The 18,848-nt window shown below is 68.9% G+C and carries 19 protein-coding genes; 12 read left to right on the top strand and 7 right to left on the bottom strand.

What is annotated here, in order from left to right; translation table 11 throughout:
• Positions 1-405: 405 nt before the first annotated feature.
• Together ACK5KK_RS06715 and ACK5KK_RS06710 are read right to left on the bottom strand one after the other, a co-directional pair.
• Positions 406-792, bottom strand: coding sequence for a (deoxy)nucleoside triphosphate pyrophosphohydrolase (locus ACK5KK_RS06715; protein ID WP_416889316.1), 387 nt, complete (start codon positions 790-792; stop codon positions 406-408).
• 14 nt (positions 793-806) lie between these two features.
• On the bottom strand, positions 807-1,106 hold the full coding sequence (locus ACK5KK_RS06710; protein WP_416889315.1) for a GNAT family N-acetyltransferase: 300 nt from the start codon (positions 1,104-1,106) through the stop codon (positions 807-809).
• Between the two features lie 401 nt (positions 1,107-1,507).
• Here ACK5KK_RS06710 and ACK5KK_RS06705 point away from each other — a divergent pair, with 401 nt between their 5' ends.
• From ACK5KK_RS06705 to ACK5KK_RS06690, 4 genes are all read left to right on the top strand, one after another.
• Positions 1,508-2,203 carry a winged helix-turn-helix domain-containing protein gene (locus tag ACK5KK_RS06705; protein WP_416889314.1) on the top strand — a complete coding sequence of 232 codons (696 nt, stop codon included), beginning with the start codon at positions 1,508-1,510 and terminating at the stop codon, positions 2,201-2,203.
• 163 nt (positions 2,204-2,366) lie between these two features.
• Positions 2,367-3,287, top strand: a complete 921-nt coding sequence (locus ACK5KK_RS06700) for a DNA-3-methyladenine glycosylase family protein (protein WP_416889337.1) — start codon at positions 2,367-2,369, stop codon at positions 3,285-3,287.
• A 38-nt stretch (positions 3,288-3,325) separates the two neighbouring features.
• The gene (locus ACK5KK_RS06695; protein ID WP_416889313.1) at positions 3,326-3,739 is read left to right on the top strand and encodes a VOC family protein; all 414 of its coding nucleotides are present in this window, start codon (positions 3,326-3,328) and stop codon (positions 3,737-3,739) included.
• Between the two features lie 35 nt (positions 3,740-3,774).
• The gene (locus ACK5KK_RS06690; protein WP_416889312.1) at positions 3,775-3,999 is read left to right on the top strand and encodes a hypothetical protein; all 225 of its coding nucleotides are present in this window, start codon (positions 3,775-3,777) and stop codon (positions 3,997-3,999) included.
• A 16-nt stretch (positions 4,000-4,015) separates the two neighbouring features.
• On the opposite strand, the gene ACK5KK_RS06685 is transcribed toward ACK5KK_RS06690, so the two are convergent.
• From ACK5KK_RS06685 to ACK5KK_RS06670, 4 genes are read right to left on the bottom strand one after another with little or no spacing between them, the layout of a single operon-like run.
• Positions 4,016-4,771 carry an ABC transporter ATP-binding protein gene (locus ACK5KK_RS06685; protein ID WP_416889311.1) on the bottom strand — a complete coding sequence of 252 codons (756 nt, stop codon included), beginning with the start codon at positions 4,769-4,771 and terminating at the stop codon, positions 4,016-4,018.
• On the bottom strand, positions 4,768-5,787 hold the full coding sequence (locus ACK5KK_RS06680) for an iron chelate uptake ABC transporter family permease subunit (RefSeq protein ID WP_416889310.1): 1,020 nt from the start codon (positions 5,785-5,787) through the stop codon (positions 4,768-4,770). Before ACK5KK_RS06680 ends, ACK5KK_RS06685 begins: the two co-directional genes overlap by 4 nt.
• A complete protein-coding gene (locus ACK5KK_RS06675) occupies positions 5,780-6,781 on the bottom strand; it encodes an ABC transporter permease (protein WP_416889309.1) in 1,002 nt (333 codons plus the stop codon). Before ACK5KK_RS06675 ends, ACK5KK_RS06680 begins: the two co-directional genes overlap by 8 nt.
• A 44-nt stretch (positions 6,782-6,825) precedes the next feature.
• Positions 6,826-7,815, bottom strand: coding sequence for a siderophore ABC transporter substrate-binding protein (locus ACK5KK_RS06670; RefSeq protein ID WP_416889308.1), 990 nt, complete (start codon positions 7,813-7,815; stop codon positions 6,826-6,828).
• A 183-nt stretch (positions 7,816-7,998) separates the two neighbouring features.
• Between ACK5KK_RS06670 and ACK5KK_RS06665 the strand changes: the two genes are divergently transcribed.
• Genes ACK5KK_RS06665 through ACK5KK_RS06655 form a run of 3 tightly spaced genes read left to right on the top strand, consistent with a single transcriptional unit; the run spans position 7,999 to position 10,777 of the window.
• A complete protein-coding gene (locus ACK5KK_RS06665; RefSeq protein ID WP_416889307.1) occupies positions 7,999-9,243 on the top strand; it encodes a sensor histidine kinase in 1,245 nt (414 codons plus the stop codon).
• Positions 9,231-9,908, top strand: coding sequence for a response regulator (locus ACK5KK_RS06660; RefSeq protein ID WP_416889306.1), 678 nt, complete (start codon positions 9,231-9,233; stop codon positions 9,906-9,908). Before ACK5KK_RS06665 ends, ACK5KK_RS06660 begins: the two co-directional genes overlap by 13 nt.
• Positions 9,905-10,777: a hypothetical protein gene (locus ACK5KK_RS06655; protein ID WP_416889305.1), complete on the top strand. Its 873-nt coding sequence runs from the start codon at positions 9,905-9,907 to the stop codon at positions 10,775-10,777. The genes ACK5KK_RS06660 and ACK5KK_RS06655 overlap by 4 nt, the downstream gene beginning before the upstream one ends.
• A 12-nt stretch (positions 10,778-10,789) precedes the next feature.
• Here the strand turns inward: ACK5KK_RS06655 and ACK5KK_RS06650 are convergent, their stop codons facing one another.
• Complete coding sequence (locus ACK5KK_RS06650; protein ID WP_416889304.1) at positions 10,790-12,139, bottom strand: right-handed parallel beta-helix repeat-containing protein; 1,350 nt, start codon at positions 12,137-12,139, stop codon at positions 10,790-10,792.
• 227 nt (positions 12,140-12,366) lie between these two features.
• On the opposite strand from ACK5KK_RS06650, the gene ACK5KK_RS06645 reads away from it, so the two are divergent.
• The 5 genes from ACK5KK_RS06645 to ACK5KK_RS06625 all read left to right on the top strand — a co-directional run.
• Positions 12,367-13,287: a 2-dehydropantoate 2-reductase N-terminal domain-containing protein gene (locus ACK5KK_RS06645; protein ID WP_416889303.1), complete on the top strand. Its 921-nt coding sequence runs from the start codon at positions 12,367-12,369 to the stop codon at positions 13,285-13,287.
• Positions 13,284-14,654 carry a glycosyltransferase family 2 protein gene (locus ACK5KK_RS06640; protein ID WP_416889302.1) on the top strand — a complete coding sequence of 457 codons (1,371 nt, stop codon included), beginning with the start codon at positions 13,284-13,286 and terminating at the stop codon, positions 14,652-14,654. Before ACK5KK_RS06645 ends, ACK5KK_RS06640 begins: the two co-directional genes overlap by 4 nt.
• 29 nt (positions 14,655-14,683) lie before the next feature.
• Positions 14,684-15,874 carry an MFS transporter gene (locus tag ACK5KK_RS06635; RefSeq protein WP_416889301.1) on the top strand — a complete coding sequence of 397 codons (1,191 nt, stop codon included), beginning with the start codon at positions 14,684-14,686 and terminating at the stop codon, positions 15,872-15,874.
• Between the two features lie 242 nt (positions 15,875-16,116).
• Positions 16,117-17,796: a glucose-6-phosphate isomerase gene (gene pgi, locus ACK5KK_RS06630; RefSeq protein WP_416889300.1), complete on the top strand. Its 1,680-nt coding sequence runs from the start codon at positions 16,117-16,119 to the stop codon at positions 17,794-17,796.
• 174 nt (positions 17,797-17,970) lie between these two features.
• A partial coding sequence (locus ACK5KK_RS06625; protein ID WP_416889299.1) for a lytic transglycosylase domain-containing protein occupies positions 17,971-18,848 on the top strand: 878 nt, incomplete at its 3' end.

The following is an 18,848-nucleotide window of genomic DNA, read 5'->3' as shown; positions in this document are numbered from 1 at the left end:
CCGCGCAGCGCCCACGTCCTCCGTGAGCGCCGAGCGGGTCTGGGCGGCGCAGCGTGCGGGGCCGTGACTTCGATTGTCTCGATCATCATCGTTCCTTTCTGCCGACGCCGGATCATCGACGCGACCCCCTCAGATTGGCCCGTGCCGGAGTGCGTGTCGTCCGCCCGCAACGGTAACTACACTCGCCGGCATACCGCGCAGGGACTGCGCGTCGGCGGGCGACTCCGTGGCGCCGGTGCGCTGACTGCGCACCGCGGTGCCGCGCGGACTGAACTGTGGAAGGGACGGCATACGTTCAGCGGATGACGGCACGCGCACGTACGTGGGTCATCGTCACCTCCCGGGATCGGCTCACGGAGGCATGACCGCGTGTCGCGACGCCGCCGACGCGGCGCGCGGTCGCGCTCAGCGCGCGGGGTCGAGGATCGCGACCGTCGCGAGGTCGGCGGGCGCCCAGGACAGGTCACGCAACCGCGCAACCGGCACCCACCGCACCTCGGCGTGCTCGAGCGCACGCCGCTCACCGTCGATCAGGGCGCAACGGTACGTCGTCAGCTCGATCTCCACGTGCGGTGCGGCGTTGACGCTCGTCGTCAGTGAGGCACCCACCGACACCCGGCATCCGAGTTCCTCGCCGATCTCGCGCACGAGGGCCTGCTGCGGTGTCTCGCCCGCTTCGACCTTGCCGCCGGGGAATTCCCACAGGCCCGCGAAGGTGCCGTCGCCGCGGCGAGCACACAGGACGCGCCCGTCCCGCTCGATGACGGCACCGACGACGGGGACGCGATGCACGGCGACCGGGCTGCTCAGCCGGCGCGTCGCTCGGCGAGGATGCCGGCGCGGTCGGGATTCTCGGCGAACCAGTCCGCGACGTACCAGCACACCGGGCTGACGCGGCGGTCGCCCGCACGTTCCAGTTCGGTCACCGCGCGCGCCACCAGTTCCCCGGCGTAGCCGTGGCCACGAAAGGGGGGCACGGTGTAGGCGCGCGTGAGGGCGACGGTGCGCCCGTCGTCCCGGTAGTCGAGCACGCTCACGAGATCGTCTCCGCGCCGCAGTGCGTAGCGCGAGGCATCGGGTTCGTGAGCGAAAATCAAATCGCTCATCCCCCCACCGTACGCCCGCGCGGCGCCACCATGGGCACTCCCCCTTCAGATGCTCCGAGGTGAGTGGGGCGGGCTCCGATCCACGGAGAGCGACCGAAGTTTGACACACTCGGACATCGTTCGTCATAATCGACGGCATGACTGACTTCGCACGCACTCTGTCCGCCCGGGAGGCGAACGGAACAGCGGGATGCATGATGCCCGCGCGCGTCGTCATGTGTTGCCGAATGTGTCGCTGACGCGAGATCCCGCTGGGTCACCCCGTTTCTGAACACGGCAGCGACCCCCGAGGCGACGGAGCGCACCACACCCCGTCACCTCGCACCCGGCCGCAACGGCCACCGGCAAGACCCCTCCGAACCCGTGGTTCACCCCCGGGTTCCACCCCGAAGGACATCCTGATGTCGACCACCGCCCTCCTTTCCCGTCCCGCTCCCCGCCACCTCCGACCCGTCGAAGACGTCGCCGCCACCGCGCATCCGGCGACCCCGTCGGGGTCCGCACCACGCGGCTTCGCCCTCTACGTCGGCATCGACGAAGCCAAGGCTGCCGTCGACGGGGTCAGCCTGTCGACCCTCGTCACGGCGCTGCGCGCCACCCTCGCCGAACTGGCCCCGCACGCCCAGTCGTACGCCACCGTCGCGCTCGCTCCGAGCGGAGCGGGTGGACGCGACGTCGACCTGGTGCGGCTCGCCCTGCACGAGCCGAGCGCAGTGGCCGCCACCAAGCAGGACGAGCCCGAGATCGACCACGTGCCCGGCGGTGTGACGATCGACATCTCCCGTCGGCGCGTACACATCGAAGGCGCGGCCGCGCCGCTGACCTTCAAGGAGTTCGAGTTGCTGCAGGACCTCGTGCTGCGCGAAGGCCGCACCATCGCGCGAACCGAACTGGTCTCGTCCCTGTGGAACAGCGCAACCGAGGATGATGTGCCCGGCGAGCGCACGATCGACGTGCATGTCCGTCGCCTGCGCAGCAAGCTCGGCCGCTACGAAGACATCGTGCGCACCGTGCGCGGCGTCGGCTACCGGTTCGACCGCCACGCCGATGTCGTCATCCGCTACGGCCACGGCGCTCCCTCCCCCGACCGCGTCTGACCCGCACCCTGCCGGGATTGCGCGAACTGCTGCCCCGGAGCGGCCCACACCGCAGAATGCGCACCCTCGACAGCCGTGGCGCCGGACGGGGTCGGGAGTGGGTCGTAGAGTGGGCCGCGTGAGACGGGGAACGCGGACGCCGACAGCCGAGCACCGCTCGGGGCTGGCCGCGGTGGCGCCGGTCGGCGAGACCGAGTTCCGTCCGCGCACTCCGATCGACGTGCGGCGCGCGGTGCGCCCGCAGCAGCACGGGCCGGGCGACCCGTCGCAGACCGAGGCCGCCGGCGTGATCTGGCGCGTGTCCCGCACCCCGGCGGGCCTGGCCACCCTCGCGCTGCGCATCGAACCCGCCCGCACCCGCGCCGCCGCGTGGGGGCCGGGCGCCGAGTGGGCGCTCGACCAGCTCCCCCGCCTCTGCGGCGCGGACGACGACCCCGCCGGCTTCGACGCGGCCGGTCATCCTCTCGTCGCCGAACTGCACCGCCGGCACCCGGACGTTCGCCTGGGCCGCACCGACCTCGTGTTCGACGCGTTCGCCTCCGCCGTGTTCGAACAGAAGATCACCGGCCTGCAGGCCTTCCACGCCTGGCGGTGCGTGCTGACGTGGTTCGGCGAGCGTGCCCCCGGCCCCACCCCACGGCCGATGTTCGCCCCACCCGCGCAGTGGCAGCTGGTGCCGAGCTGGGGCTGGCACCGGGCTGGGCTGGAGCCCCCGCAGTCCCGGACGATCGTGGCAGCCGCACGCCGTCGCCCCGCGCTCGAGCGCGCCGCCGGGCACGCTCCAGACGGCGACGGGCGCGACCGCGTGTTCACGAGTATGCCGGGCGTCGGTGTGTGGACCAGCGCCGAAACCCGCATTCGCGCGTTCGGCGACCCCGACGCAGTGAGCTTCGGCGACGCACACGTCGCGCACGAGGTGGGGTATGCCCTCACCGGATCACGGACCGACGACGACGGGATGCGCGAACTGCTCGCGCCGTGGTCCGGTCACCGTCAGCGGGTCATCCGGCTGCTGGCGCTCAGCGGTGTCCGCGAGCCCCGCCGCGCCCCTCGGCTGCACCCTGAGGACCACCGGCATCGCTGACCGTTGCGGATGTCGGGCAGCAGCGACACACTTCAGGAATGAACCTCAATCCCTATCTCTCCTTCCGGGGCACAGCCCGCGCCGCCCTCGAGTTCTACCACGCCGCGCTCGGCGGCACCCTGGCGATTGACGACTTCACGGCTTTCCCCGACATGGGGATCGATCCGAGCGAAACACACCTGGTCATGCACGGCCAACTCACCACGGCGGAGGGCCTGGTGCTCATGGCCGCCGACACACCGAGTTCCATGCCCTACGCCGCGCCCGCGGGCATCTCCGTCTCGCTCAACGGCGACGACGAGGCACGCCTGCAAGCCGCTTGGGACAGCCTCACGGACGGCGGCACCGTCGTCATGCCCTTCGAGGTGCCACCGTGGGGCGGTCGGTTCGGCATGTTCACCGACCGGTTCGGCATCGATTGGATGCTCGCGGTGAACGCGCCGCCGCAGTGACACCGGCACAGGTCGCGCCCCGTACTGTGGAGGACATGCACGCACGGAACACCGGATGGCCACGAGGACGCATCGGTTGGGTGATCGGCAGCGTGGCACTGCTGGGCCTTGGCGTTCTGTTCGGCCTGATCATGCAGAACGTGTGGCTCGGTCTCACCGTCGCGGTGATCATCTCGATCGGATGGCTCATCGCTTACGAGTCGTGGCGCGGCCGCACCCCCGGGCTCGACGACCCGTTCGACGACGGCGCCCGGCTGTGACCCACCCCGTCACCACTCAGTAGTACACCGCGAGCGGCCCGCGCGGGCCGTCGATGACCTGCACCGGGGTGTCGAAGAGCGCCGACAGCACGTCATCACGCATGATCTCCTCGGGCGGGCCGAACGCCGCAACCTGGCCCTCCTTGACGGCGCAGATGCGGTCGGCGTAGTGCGCGGCGAAGTTGATGTCGTGCAAGACCACGACGACGGTGCGGCCGAACTCGCGCGCGACTCCGCGCAGGTGACGCATCATCTGGGCCGCATGCTGCATGTCGAGGTTGTTCAGCGGCTCGTCGAGGAGGATGTAGTCGGTGTCCTGCGCGAGCACCATCGCGACATAGGCGCGCTGGCGTTGACCTCCGGAGAGCTCATCCAGATAGCGCGCCTCCAGCAGGCGCAACCCCAAAAAATCGATCGCCCGGTCCACGATCGCGTCGTCGACGACGGTCAGGCGCCCGTGGGAGTGCGGATATCGGCCGAAACCGACCAGCTGTCGCACGGTGAGCCGCGTGACGAAATGGTTCTCCTGCCGCAGAATCGCCACCACCTTTGCGAGATCGCGAGGTCGGGTCGCCGACACATCGTGACCGCCCACCGAGATCGACCCGGCATCCGCCTCCAGCAGGCGACCGATCATGGTCAGCAGCGTCGACTTCCCGGCGCCGTTGGGACCCACCATCGCGGTGACGCCGCCGACGGGCAGTTTCAGATCCACCGGCCCGATCGATACCTCGGCGTCGTAGCGTTTCTCCACGGCGGACAGCTCGATCACAATCGTCCCTTTCGCAACAGGTAGACCAGGAAGAACACGCCACCGACGATCTCGACGATGATACCGACGGCGCCCCGTGCCGAGAACACGTGCTTCATGACGACGTAAGCGCCAGCAAGGATGACGAAGCCGACCAACCATGCCATCGGGAACAACCTGCGGTGGGCATATGTGTCGGCGAGCTGGTAGGTGATCATCGCGACGAGAAAGCCGAGAAAGGTCATCGGTCCGATGAGCGAGGTCGACACCGCCATCAGTACCGAGACCAGCAGCAGTGCGAGCATCGTCTCACGCTGCTGTTCCGAGCCGAGACTCACCGCGACGGGGCGGCCCAACGCCAACACATCGAGGCGCCGCCCGCTCCACCACAGTCCGAGACCGGCCAGAAGCGCCAGCGGCGCCGCCAGGCCGAGATGGGTGACGTCGGCGTTCGCGATACTGCCGATCAGCCGCGCCGTCAGCAGGTCGAACTCGGTCGGCGTGAGCAGCCGCTGCAGAAACGTGGAGAACGCTGCCAGCGCACCACCCAGGATGATGCCGACCAGCAGCATGATCTGCATGTTCGCCAGCCGACCGGACAGGAGCCAGCCGTATAGCGCCGCGGCGAAGGCGACCATCGTCGCCACCTGCAGCACGTATGCCCCGGCACCATACAGCGCGAGGCCGCCGGCGGCTCCGAAGAAGAAGATCGCTGCCGTGGAGATCGCAGTGTAGAGCGATTCGAACCCCATGATCGACGGCGTGACGATACGGTTCCCGGCGACGGTCTGGAACGCGACGGTGGCGGCACCCTGGCAGAAGGCGACGACCGCGATGACGGCAAGATTCCCCACCCGCAGGTCCACGATCCGCCAGAAACCTCCGCTGCCCACCGGCATCGGGTTGTCCCACAGCAGCACCGCCGCCGCAAGGAGGATCGCTGTCGCCGCCAGCGCACCGATGACCGCGCCGTAGCGGCGGGCCGCGGCAGCGGTCGCGAACACGCTTGAGCGCCTGCCGGTCACGAGGTCAGGCACGACGACGCTGCCGGAGGAGCAGGGCGGTGAACACGACGGATCCGACCATGGCGAGGATGAGGGAGACCGGCACCTCGAAGGGCGCGTTGATGGTGCGGGCGACGATGTCGCACGCGGTGATCAGTGCCACCCCTCCCAGCGCCACCCATGGCAGATTGGAGCGGAGGTCGTCGCCGCGAATCAGCGACACCACGTTGGGCACGACCAACCCCAGGAAGGGCAGGTTTCCGACCACGACGGTCACCGTTCCCGCCGCCAGCGCGATCAAACCGGTTCCCCACAGCACCACCCGCCGGTAGTCGAGACCGACGTTCGTCGCGATGTCCTGCCCTAGGCCTGCAATCGTGAACCGGTCGGCGGTGAGGAACAGGGCGACCACGACACCCAGTACGATCCAGATCGGCTCGTACTGCCCGCGCAACACCGAGGTGAACGACCCGGTGAACCAGATCGCCATGCTCTGCAACAGATTCGTCGACAGCGCAAGGTAGGTGGACACCGCCCCGACGACCGCGCCGAGCATCAGGCCCACGATCGGGACGATGATCGACGAGGTGAGCATGATGCGGCGGAGGATCGCGAAGAAGAACATCGTGCCGAGAAAGGCCATGCCGACCGCTCCCAGCATCCGCACCAACAGCGGCGCCTCGGGGAAGAGCACCATGACCAACAGCAACCCGAGACCGGCCCACTCGGTGGTACCGGTCGTCGTCGGTTCCACGAAGCGGTTCTGTGTCAGCATCTGCATCACGAGGCCGCACATCGCGATCGCTGCCCCGGCCAGCACCAGTGTCACGGTGCGGGGCACACGCGTGATCCAGAACATCTGCGCACCATCGGGCTGGTTCCAGATGTCGTAGACCCCGATCAGAAGCGATGCCGCCAGCAGCACGGCGACGGCGAGCGCGCCCGCCCACAACGGCCACGTGAACAGCCGCTGCTGTCCACGTGACCTCGTCGCTGTCCCGGTTGCCACCGGCTGTCTTCCCCTCATTGTCGTCGCAGGTTCGCCTCCGACCGGTCCTTCCGCGGACGGGATCAGCCCTCGAGGGCCTCGGCGAAGGAGACGAGGAACTCCGTGTAGGTCTGAATGCCCTCGTTGAGGTAGGTGTCCTGCGGCATGTAGATCACCTGCCCCTCTGCGACGGCGGTGACGTTCTGCAGCGCTTCGGAGCCGGCGATCAGATCGCTGGCCGGGACGTACTCCTCGTCGGTGTTCGCGGCGACGGCCGCATCCCGATCCATCACGAGGATCCAGTCGGGGTTCGAGTCCGCGATCGCTTCCACCGAGATGTCATCGCCCTGGTGATTGCTCGATCCATCCGAGGCCAGCGACGGCGTCAGGTCAAGCATTTCGAACACCGGCCCTAGCGTACGGCCGGTGACCGGGGCCGCGTAGTTGATGTCGCCACCCGAAGTGATCACGGCCATCACGGTATCCGAGTCGTCGTAGGCGGCCTGAGCCCGCACGATCTGCTCCTCGAAGTCCGCAACCAGCCGTGCGGCAGCCTCTTGTTGGTCGAAGATCTCTCCCAGCGCCGTCGTCTGACGAATGAGCTCCTCGGCGAACGGTTCGCCCTCACGTGGGTCGAGTTCCACGATTGTGGCGTCGGGTACGAGGGTCTGAAAGTCGCTGTAGAACTGCGCGAACCGCTGACCGTTGACGATGAGGTCAGGGTCTGCCGCAACGACCGACTCAAGATCGGGTTCTCCGTGGGTACCCAGGTTGATGACATCGGGGTTGGCCGCATAGGACAGCGCAGGAGAGAAGATGTCCAAGGGGGCCGCGACGATCTCGACCCCCCAGTCGTCGAGGGTCTGAATGGTGCGGTTGTCGGTGGCCACGACCCGAGCCGGCGGTACCGTCACCGTCTGCTCGCCATGGTTGTCGTTGACGACGACGTGTCGCTCGGCCGGCGTCGTCGCCGCATCGCCCGATGCGGCGGTCGTGGTACTGCAGCCGGCCAGAGTCGCGATGGTCGCGGCAGTGAGCGCGGCGACAGACGGGCGAAGCAGGCGCGGGGACATGAAGGCTCCATTTCTTCAGTGGACGGGAAGTAGGTTAGGCAAACCTCACTTGCGGTCGACGCTATCAGGGTAGCCTCACCTAAGTAAAGCCACCATCCTCTGCGCGGGGCAGGGGGTTATCCCGAACGCAGATGTCCGGGTGTCTCGGGTGCGCCCCGCCGGGCACCGCCCTAGCGTGGAGGCATGACTACCGCCGCACCCCCACGACCACGGGTCCTCACCCACGCGGCCGCTCTGGCGCAGCTGGCCGCCATGGGCGTGTTCGGGGTGACCGCCTTCACGATCCTGATCAGCGTGCTCGCCACCGGCGTCGGCCTGCTCATCATCGCCGTCGGTATCCCCTTCCTGTCCCTGTTCGCCTACGGGCTGTTCGGCGTCGCCTGGATCGAATACGAGCGCGTCGAGGGACTGTACCGCCTGGGCCTGCCGCAGCTGCAACCGCGCCGCCGGGAGCGCCCCGGGTTCGGCGGCTGGCTGCGGATGACGTGGAGCCAGGCCACCGACGGCGCCACCTGGCGAGGGGCGCTGAGCTCGGCGCTGGCCACTCTGCTGGGGTTGGCGGCGATGAGCGCGATCGGCACGCTCATGGCGAGCGTTGTCATCGCGTTCGCGCCCCTGTCCGGCGTCGAAGAAGTCCGCGTCGTCGGCGGCCTCGCGGTGCCCGCAGCGTGGGCGACCGCGGTGGGGATCAGCGGGGCACTCCTCTCGCTCGCCGTCTGCGCGGGCATCGTGCTGCTGCACGCCGCCGCTACCCGGGACATCCTCACCCCGTCCCGCGCCGCCGCGCTCGCCGCACAGGCGCGCGCCGCGACGGAGCAGCGCGCCGGCGCGGTGCGCGCCAGCGAGGTCGAGCGCACCCGCATCGAACGCGACCTGCACGACGGCGTCCAGCCGCGCCTGGTCTCGGTGGCCATGACCCTGGGCATGGCGCAGGAGAAGCTGCAGACCGACCCGGCCACCGCGAAGGACCTGATCGACGAAGCGCACACCTCGACGAAGGCCGCCATCACCGACCTGCGTCAGCTCGCTCGCGGCATTCACGCGTCCGTCCTCGACGACCGTGGGCTGGATGCCGCGCTCTCGGCCCTCGCCGCCCGTTCCCCTGTCCCGGTGCAACTGGACACACGCATCGACACCCGCTGCTCGCGCACGGCCGAAGCCGCCGTCTACTTCGCCGTGGCGGAGTCGCTGACCAACGCGGCCAAACACTCCCGGGGCAGCCAGGCACGCGTCGCGGTGCGATGCCGGCCGGACCAGACCCTGTGGGCGCGCATCGAAGACGACGGCATCGGCGGGGCACGCATTCTCCCCGGCGGCGGACTGGACGGCATCACCCAGCGCATCCTCGCCGCCGGGGGAACCGCCCGGCTGGAAAGCCCCGCCGGCGGCCCGACCGCTCTGGAGGTGAGTGTGCCGTGCGCATCCTGATCTGCGAAGACTCCACACTGTTGCGCGAGGGACTGGTGCGGCTGCTCGAAGACGCCGGCCACGAGGTGATCGCCGCCCTCTCCGACGCGAGCGGTCTGTCCGACACCGCCGCCCGGACCACGCCGGAGCTGTGCATCCTGGACGTGCGCCTGCCGCCGACCTTCACCGACGAGGGCATCCGCGCCGCACTCGCCCTGCGCACGCACTCACCGGACCTTCCGGTCCTCGTTCTCAGTCAGTACGTCGAGGAGCGGTACGCGAGCGAGCTGATCAGCGCGCACAGCGCGGCGCTGGGCTATCTGCTGAAGGATCGCGTCGCCGATGTGCGCGACTTCCTCGACTCCGTGAACCGGATCGGGGCCGGCGCCACCGTGCTCGACCCCGAGGTCGTCGCGCAGCTGCTCACGCGGCGGGCGCGGGACGAACGGATGGCGCGGCTCACGGACCGCGAACGGGCGGTGCTCGCCCTCATCGCCGAGGGCAAGAGCAACCAAGCGATCGCCGCGGCCCTGTTCGTCAGCGAAGCCAGCATCGAAAAACACATCACGTCGTTGTTCCAGAAGCTCGACCTCGAGCAGGACGAACACGGCAACCGCCGCGTCCTCGCCGCGCTCGTCCACCTCGAACACGGTGACCAGACGTTCTTGAACGGAGCCTTCTCGTGAGTATCACCGCACCGCCCCCGCCGCAGCCGCCCACCCCGGCACCGGCTTCCACCACCCCGCCCGCGCGCCGGCAGTCCGCCCGTGTCACCGCAACGGTCTTCACTGTCGTCGGCGCCCTCATCCTCGGCGGGACGGTCGTCACCGGCACGATCTCGGCCCTGCGGACGGCCTCCGCATCGTCGTCGGAGGTCACCCTGACGGCACGTTCGGCCGGGGTAGCACTCGTGAACACCGACAACTCGGCCGGCACTCTCGTGGTGCGCTTCGACGACTCGGCCACCGAGGCTTCGCTCGAGGTGATCGGGAGCACCGCAACCGACTGGCGGCTGACGCGCGACGGCGACACACTCGACGTTCGGGTGGAGCGCGAATGGTGGCCGGGCGGGAGCCTGTGGTCGCTCTGGCACGACGGCGGCGACAGCGCCGTGCTGACACTGCCGGGAGAGCTCGCAGGTGTCGACGCGCGACTCGGCCTCAGCGCCGGGACGGTCCGCGCGGACGGCACGTTCGGCCGGCTGCAGGTGAACATGAGTGCCGGCGACGCGGAACTGTCCGGCTCGGCTCGTGAGTTGGCGCTCGATGTCAGCGCCGGCGATATCGACTTCAACCTGGACGGCGTCGACCGCATGACGGTCGGCGTCAGCGCGGGGGGCGTCTCCGGCGCCGTCACCGGCAACCCCCCGGCTTCGGTGGACATCGCGGTGAGTGCCGGCTCGGTCGATATGACCCTGCCCGACGGCGCCTACGCGGTGGCCTCGGATGTATCCGCCGGGTCGTTCCAGAATCGGTTGACCTCCGTCGCCGGCTCGACGTCCCAGGTCACGGTCGGCGTGTCGGCCGGCGATGTGACCCTCCGTTCGGCCGGTTGACCCGGCCGAACCTCAAGTCGCGACGCGGAAGTGCGCCGTGCGCCGCTCCTCACGGAGAACGGAAGCAGCAGAGGCGACCGCGAACAACGCCACGATCAGTAGGTACACCGACCAGATGAGGCTCAGTCGCGACATGCTCCACTGTCCGCCGTTCTCCGTGACCGTGTCGGAAGCGGACAGCAGCGCATGCTGGGAGGCGAGGCGATTGTCGGTGATGAGGTTGTCGGTGAACTGCGTGGTCGCGGTGTCGCTCGGATCGATCCGCACACCGACGCGATTGTCGCGCACCGTGTTGTTCTCGAACCGGGTGCCCGGAGAATCCGCCGTCACGAGCCCGTCACCGGTGTTGTCGTAGACGGTGTTGTTGCTGATCAGATTGCCAGTGGAACGCTCGTCCATCATGATGCCGTTCTCGCCGTTGTCGTGTGAGATCGAATTGCGGACGACACTGTCGGTGACGTGGTCGGAGAAAATGATGCCGTGCGCGCGGTTGCCGTAGGCCTCGACCCCGTCGACGACGAGCCCCGTGCTGTACGTGTGCGGGTCGAGTCCGTACAGCGCGTTGTTGCGGAACACGCTGTCGAGGTACTGCACGCCGACCGCCGCATTGGTGTACGCGCCGATGAACGACTCCTCGAACACCGAGTCCTGCACGGTGCCGGTGGTGCCGTGGGACCACGACACCCCGTAACTGGAGTTCCAGTCCCAGCCGAGGGCACTGAAGGTGGTGTCGGTCGCATTCATCGTCGCGTCGTGGGACGCCACGATGAACGGCCGGTACGCCTCGGGCTCCGCGCCGACATCGCGCGTGGTGATCGTGACCCCTTCGAACTCGAGCTCCCCGCCGCGGGTGCCGAGGAACACACTGTTCATGTGCGCCAGGTACAGGGTGTCGACGTCGGGCGCGGCGACAGCGAACTGGGTCTGCGGGCCGAGCGTGATGGCTGCGCGTGCGACGTACGAGCCGCCCCCCTCGTCGGTGAGCCAGTCGCCGTCGTCGACCATCGCCGCCAGCTGCGGAATCGTGGTCGCGGTGCCCGGGATCTCTTTCACCTCGGTGCCGCCTGCCAGCAGGGTGATCGAGTCGCGCTCGACCCGGATGCAGTGAATCGCGGGGTCCGGTTCGGGGAGATCGCGCGCGAGCGAGTTGGGCGGGCGCCCCGTCTGCACCAGCGCCACCGGGTCGTACGCATCGTTGAAGGGCTCACGCTCGACGTGAGCGAACGGCGTGATCTTGTCGGAGCGGATGGCGAAGGCCATCGACGCCACCGCGGCGACCATCCCCAGCGTCAACGCGAAGATGATCACCCGCGCCACGATCCGTCGGCCGATGTAGCGCGGCGTCGTCGAATCTGCTGACATGTACGACCCCCTGAAGTGATTCGCCTCCATCCTGACAGCCGCAACCGGAGCGCCCGGCCCACCGCCGCAACCTGTGGATAACTTCCGCGGCACCGTTGCCGGGAGGGTACCGTGGCGCGTGCGCCGAACGTGGGGTTCGGCGCAGACATACCGTCGCTGCTCAGCGCCTTGCCGCACCACGCGGTGGATCGCTGACGCAGCGCCATGCGATACCAGGGGGGTAGCACATGTCGACCATTCATGTCGTGGGCGCAGGGGTTGTCGGATCGGCAACGGGAAAGGGCCTTGCCACACACGGACACGACGTCACGTTCGTCGACACGAACGAGACCGCCCGCAGCCGCGTCCGCGCACAGGGTTTCGCCGCCTGTGCGCCGCAGGACCAATCGCTGGACGGCGTCGATGCGGTCTTCGTCGCCGTGACGGCGCTCACCGGTGACCACGGGGTGGATCTGACCCACCTCATGAACGCCACAGAGAGCCTCGGACAGAAGCTTCGCCGCACCGAGTCCCATCCGCTGTTCGTGTACCGCTGCACGATGCCTCCCGGCACCATGCGGGACACGATCATTCCGCGGCTGGAGCAGGTGTCGCAGCGGTCGGTCGAGCGCGACTTCGGCGTTGTGTACAACCCCGAGTACCTACGCGCAGCGACCGCGGAAGAGGACTTCCTCAACCCGCGACTGGTCACACTGTCGACCGTTGACAAGCACAACCAGAGCCACAAGTTCGCCAACCACCTGCTGTCGGACCTGCCGGCACGGCAGATGTGGCTGCCGCTGGAAGTGGCCGAGTTCCACAAGTATGTCAACAACGTCGGCAACGCCGTGACGATCTCGTTCTTCAATCTGATGCGGCGCATCGGCGAGAACACGGGCCTGGACGGCAGCAGCATCGACCGCGCCTTCGAGGCGACCGTCGCCTCCGCGGAGTTCCGCTGGAACTCTCGGTACGGCACCCGCGACCTCGGGGCCTACGGCGGCGCGTGCCTTCCGAAGGACACCCTCGCGCTGACCCACTACGCCGACCAGATCGGCATCGACACCCACATCCTGCGCGCGGTCATGGACTTCAACGAGGGATACCGCACGGAGCGGCCCTCGGTCGAGGATCTCGAGCAGCACGCGGCACAGGACATCCCCGCATGACGACCGAGGACATCCTGCCCTGGTTCCTCCTGATCTGCTTCCTCATCCCGCTCGTCGAGGTGATCATGATGGCCGTCGGCGCACTCTGGGCGACGATCGGCTACCGGCGGGCACCGCGGAAGTTCACGGAGCTGATCATCCAGGTCACCACGGTCGGCAAGGAACCCGAGCTGGTGCAGCGCACCGTCGACACGATCCGCGGGTACAAACTGAAGATGCCGTACCAGATCTGGGTCGCGATCGAACCGGGTCACTTCGTGGACTATGAGAACGTCGACCGGGTCATCGTCGTGCCCGACGACTTCGAGTGCCTGCCCATCGACAAGGCGCGCGCGCTGGAGTTCACGCGGCGACTGCGGGAGGAACTCGGGCTGTCCCGCCCCGACGTGAAGATCATCCTCGTCGACGACGACACCTTGCCGTCGCGCCGCTACGTCAACCTGGCCTACACCGGCGACTACGACCTGTGTCAGGGCGTCACCGTCCCCAATCGCTGGTACGCGATCGGTGGTTGGCGCCACTTCCTCCTCAGCCACCTCGACGACATCCGCACCAGAAACTGTCTCGTGTACTGCTCATGCACTCAGGGCATGCTGCAAAAGCCGCTGTTCGTGCACGGGGAAGGACTGTGCATCACCGGGCACGCCGAGAAGATCGTGACCTGGAACCGTCGCATCGTCGCCAGCGATGACCTGGTGTTCGGCACCAACGCCGCGCACCGCGCCCTGAGCTGGGGCTACTTCCACGCCGCGATCCAGTTGGTCTCGCCCTGGTCGTTCCGTGAGAACCTCAACCAGCGGTGGCGCTGGACGTGGGGCAACTTCGACGCCATCGCGAGCCGTGACATCATGCCGCGGGGCGCCGCGATCTTCAAGGCCGCCAAATACGCGATGGGCCTGATCTCAGTGACCGCTTCGACGACCGGGCTCATTCTTCTCCTCACCGGGCAGATCAAAGTGCCGCACCAAGCGCACACGGTGTTCTTGATCTCGTTGTCGCTATGGTTCTTCTCCTACGGCATCTCAGGGTGGATCAACGCGGGCGGCCAGCCCAATCGCGAGCAGGCCGCGAACCGGGAGGCGTGGGGGTGGTTCTCTCGGCGGGTGCTGTGGCCGCTGAGCGGCCACAGCACCGCACGCGTCGCCTCGGTACGATTCTGGGGCAGCCGCGTGATGCAGGGTCTGGCCGCCACGATCCTCACCCCGATGACGGCGCTCACGCCGATCTTCGTCATCATCTACAGCGTCGTGCGCGGCCGGCCGAAGAAGTTCATCATGATCAAGAAGGCGAACGACGTGATGAGACTCTCCGCCGACAACGTCCACGTGGAGGAGGCAGCTCTGGGAGCGGTGGCGTCCCGGGACTGAGCTGCCCGGCTCGGCGCTAGCGTGGACGGGTGCACGTGTTCACCGGTCATCTTCCCGGCAGCCGCGCGTACCGCCACGTGCTCACCGGCCTGTTCTTCGCCGGTGTCGCCACCTTCGCCCAGTTGTACTCGATGCAGGCGGTGCTGCCGTCGGTCGCGGCGGACTTCGACGTCACCCCCGCGACGGCGTCGCTGACGGTCTCGGCCACGACACTCGGGGTGGCCGCCTCGGTGATCGGCTGGTCGTCGGCAGCCGATCGCATCGGACGCGTGCCGGCGATGACGGTCGGCATCGCCGCCGCAACCCTCTGCGCGCTCATCGCCCCCGCGGCTCCGACGCTCGAGCTGTTGCTCGTGGTCCGTGCGGGAGAGGGCGTCGCGCTCGGGGCGGTGCCGGCGATCGCGCTCGCCTACCTCGCCGAGGAAGTCGATGCCGGTCACACCGCCGCCGCCGCCGGAAGCTACATCGCCGGCACGACCGTGGGCGGACTGGCCGGCAGGGTGATCGCCGGGCCGTTCGGCGACCTCGGCCAGTGGCGGTGGGGCGTGTTCACGGTCGCCGCGGTGTGCGTGGTCTGCGCAGTCCTGTTCCTGCGTTTCACCCCCGCCTCGCGCGGATTCGCGCCGTCGGCGGCGCGCAGCGGCCCGAGCCTTGCCGCCAGGCTCGCCGGCAATCTCGCCGACCGCCGCCAGCTCGCGCTGTACGCGCAGGCCTTGCTGCTCATGGGCGGTTTCGTCGCCGTGTACAACTACCTCGGCTTCCGGCTCTCCGAACCCCCGTTCGCGCTCCCCCTGTGGGTCGTGTCGTTCCTGTTCCTCGCCTACCTCGCCGGCACGATCACCTCCCCGTGGGCCGGGGCCCTCGCCTCCCGCTACGGGCGGCTCCCCGTTCTCCTCGCCGCCCTCGCGGTGATGGCCGGCGGTCTCGCACTGACCCTGGCCGGCGCGCTGTGGGCGGTGATCGCGGGGCTGCTGGTCATGACGGCCGGGTTCTTCGCGGCCCACGCCATCGCGTCGGGCTGGGCCCCCGCGGCCAGCCGTCCCGAGGCGCGCGCCCAGGCCGCATCCCTCTACTACCTCGCGTACTACGGCGGATCCAGCCTGTTCGGGTGGGCGCTGGGGTTCACCTTCGCAGGTTTCGGATGGTCGGGCATGGTCGGCGGTGTCCTGCTGATGATCGCTCTCGCGGCCGTGATCGCCGCGATGTGGCTGCGGCGGTGACCGGCCGCGGCACCGGCGCTTCCTGATAGCAGGCTTGGCATCGGCTGTGGGTCCCCGTCAGGCACTGGCCGGGAGGGGAGCAAGCTCCTAAACTGCGTGTCACTGCAGTTCCCCCAACTGCGATAAACGCAGAGCCCCCGTTCTGTGTTCCCCCTCGGCAAGAGGGAAGGGCCGGTCGGCCGGTTTCCCCGACCGGCCCTCTTCACGTGCGGGGCGGGGCCCGTCGGACTACCGTGGTCACCGTGACCACCCCCATCGATGCCACTGCCACCCCCGCCTGGGCGGAGCTCACCGAGCTTCGCGACGGATTCACCCCCGACCTCCGCTCCTGGTTCGACGCCGACCCCGGCCGCGTCGCCCGGTTCACGGTTGATGCCGCCGACCTCCGCGTCGACCTGTCGAAGAACCTCATCACCGACGAGATCGTCGCCGCGCTGGTGCGGCTGGCCGAACAGACCGGCGTCGCCGAACGCTATCGGGCGATGCTCGCAGGCGTGCACATCAACACCACCGAAGACCGCGCGGTGCTCCACACGACGCTGCGACGGCCCGCCGGCGCCACCCCCGCGCTCGTCATCGACGGCCAGCACGTCGACGACGATGTGCAGGGCGTGCTCGACGCGATGAGCGCGTTCGCGGAGCGGGTCCGCTCCGGGCAGTGGCGCGGCGTCACCGGCAAGAAGGTGACCGACGTCGTCAATATCGGTATCGGCGGGTCCGACCTCGGCCCGGTGATGATCTCCGAAGCACTCGAGCCGTATGCGGATGCCGGCATCCGCGCCCACTTCATCTCCAACATCGATCCATTCGATCTGGCGCACAAGACGAAGGACCTCGACCCGGAGACCACGCTCGTCATCGTCGCGTCGAAGACCTTCACAACGCTGGAGACCTTGACCAACGCGCGGCTGGCGCGCGACTGGCTGTGGGCGGGACTGACCGCGACGGGCGCGATCGACGGGTCCGCGCCGCAGCAGGCGGATGCGGTAGCTCACCACTTCGTGGCGGTGTCGACGGCGCTCGACAAAGTGGCGGCGTTCGGGATCGACACCGCGAACGCCTTCGGCTTCTGGGACTGGGTCGGCGGCCGGTACTCCGTCGACTCGGCGATCGGGTTGTCGCTGGTGCTCACGCTCGGCCCCGACGCGTTCCGGGAGCTGCTCGCCGGTTTCCACGCCGTCGACGAGCACATGGCGAGCACACCGTTGGCCCGGAACGTCCCGGTGCTGATGGCGTTGCTCAACATCTGGTACACGAACTTCCTGGGCGCACAATCGCACGCCGTCCTCCCCTATGCGCAGCAGCTCCACCGGTTCGCTGCGTACCTGCAGCAGCTCACGATGGAATCCAACGGCAAGAGTGTGCGCTGGGACGGATCCCCCGTCACCAGCGACACCGGCGAGGTCTTCTGGGGCGAACCGGGGACGAACGGCCAGCATGCGTTCTACCAGCTGATTCACCAGGGCACCCGGCTCATCCCCGCCGACTTCATCGCGTTCGTGAACCCGGCGTATCCGCTCACCGACGACGGTCGCGACGTGCACGGCCTGTTCCTGGCGAACTTCCTGGCGCAGACCAAGGCGCTCGCGTTCGGGAAGACGTCCGCCGAGGTGGCGGCCGAGGGGACCACCGGGCCGCTCGTGGCAGCCCGCACTTTTCCGGGCAACCGGCCCACAACGTCGATCTTCGCCAGCGAGCTCACCCCGCGCACGCTGGGCGAACTGGTCGCGCTGTACGAGCACATCACGTTCGTCCAGGGGGCGATCTGGGGCATCAACTCGTTCGACCAGTGGGGCGTCGAGCTGGGCAAGCAGCTCGCGCTGCAGATCGCGCCGGCGATCGACGGCGACCCGGCTGCGATCGACGCACAGGACGCCTCGACACAGGCCCTGCTCGCCTATTACCGCACGCACCGCCGGTAGTCGCATCCGTCCTCGCCCCCGGACGGTCATGAGGGGCACAGGCTTCTCGCACGCCGCGTTCAGGTCGCACCGGTGAACCGCACAGGGTGACGGCGCACCGTGGAGGTATCACGTCCCCCCGAACCGACGTGCCCTCGACGCTAACCCGCGCGCCGACCGAGAGGACCTCCTCCCATGCCCGCATCCACTCTCATCCCCCGCACCCCGCTGCGCCGTGAGCGGCGTCGGCCGCGCCCCCTTCACCGGCTCGGCGTCGCCCTCGCCGTCGGCGTCGCACTCGCCGGAAGCGCCGGACCCGCCTACGCGGCCACGGCGGCAAACCTCGCGACCCAGGCGCCTACGTTCGATGCTGCCGCGTCGGACACCGTCGTGGCGCTCGACACCGCCGCGCAGGTGCTCGCCCGCGCACAGGTCGCGCAGACGGAGGCAGCGCTGTCCGGGCTCGACCTCGGTGACGCGGCGAGCACGATCGACACGAGCGACGTGCGCGCCGGGATGAAGGACCTTTCCGAGATCGACCTGGTCCCGACGGTCGCGATTCCGGAGAAGACCGAGGACCTCATCGTCGCGACCGCGCTCGTGCGCGTCTCGACCGCGCAGTTGGAAGACGACCTCGCCGGCGCGCGAGCCGCCGAGCAGGCCCGGCTGGCCGCCGAGGAGGCCAAACGCGCGGCCGCGGCGAAGAAGAAGGCGGAGGAGGAAGCGCTGCGCAAGGCCGAGGAGGAGGCGCATCGCGCCGCCGAGCAGGCTCAGCAGGAGCAGGCGCAGCAAGAGCAATCGGCGTCGGGGACATCGGGAACGACCGCCGCGGTGGGCGGCAACAGTGCGGGAGGGGCGCAGGCGGCGGCGCAATCGTTGGCGGCGTCGGACTACGGCTGGGGCGCCGACCAGTTCTCGTGCCTGGTCTCGCTGTGGAACCGTGAGTCCGGCTGGAACTACCAGGCCTACAACGCCGCCAGCGGCGCCACCGGCATCCCCCAGGCGCTCCCCGGCAGCAAGATGGCCTCCGCAGGCGCCGACTGGCAGACCAACGCGACGACGCAGATCGTGTG

Source organism: Microbacterium sp. (genome assembly GCF_047972865.1).
Classification (GTDB): domain Bacteria; phylum Actinomycetota; class Actinomycetes; order Actinomycetales; family Microbacteriaceae; genus Microbacterium.
The sequence above is the reverse complement of the archived record's forward strand: the minus strand, read 5'-3'. Positions and strand labels throughout refer to the sequence as shown.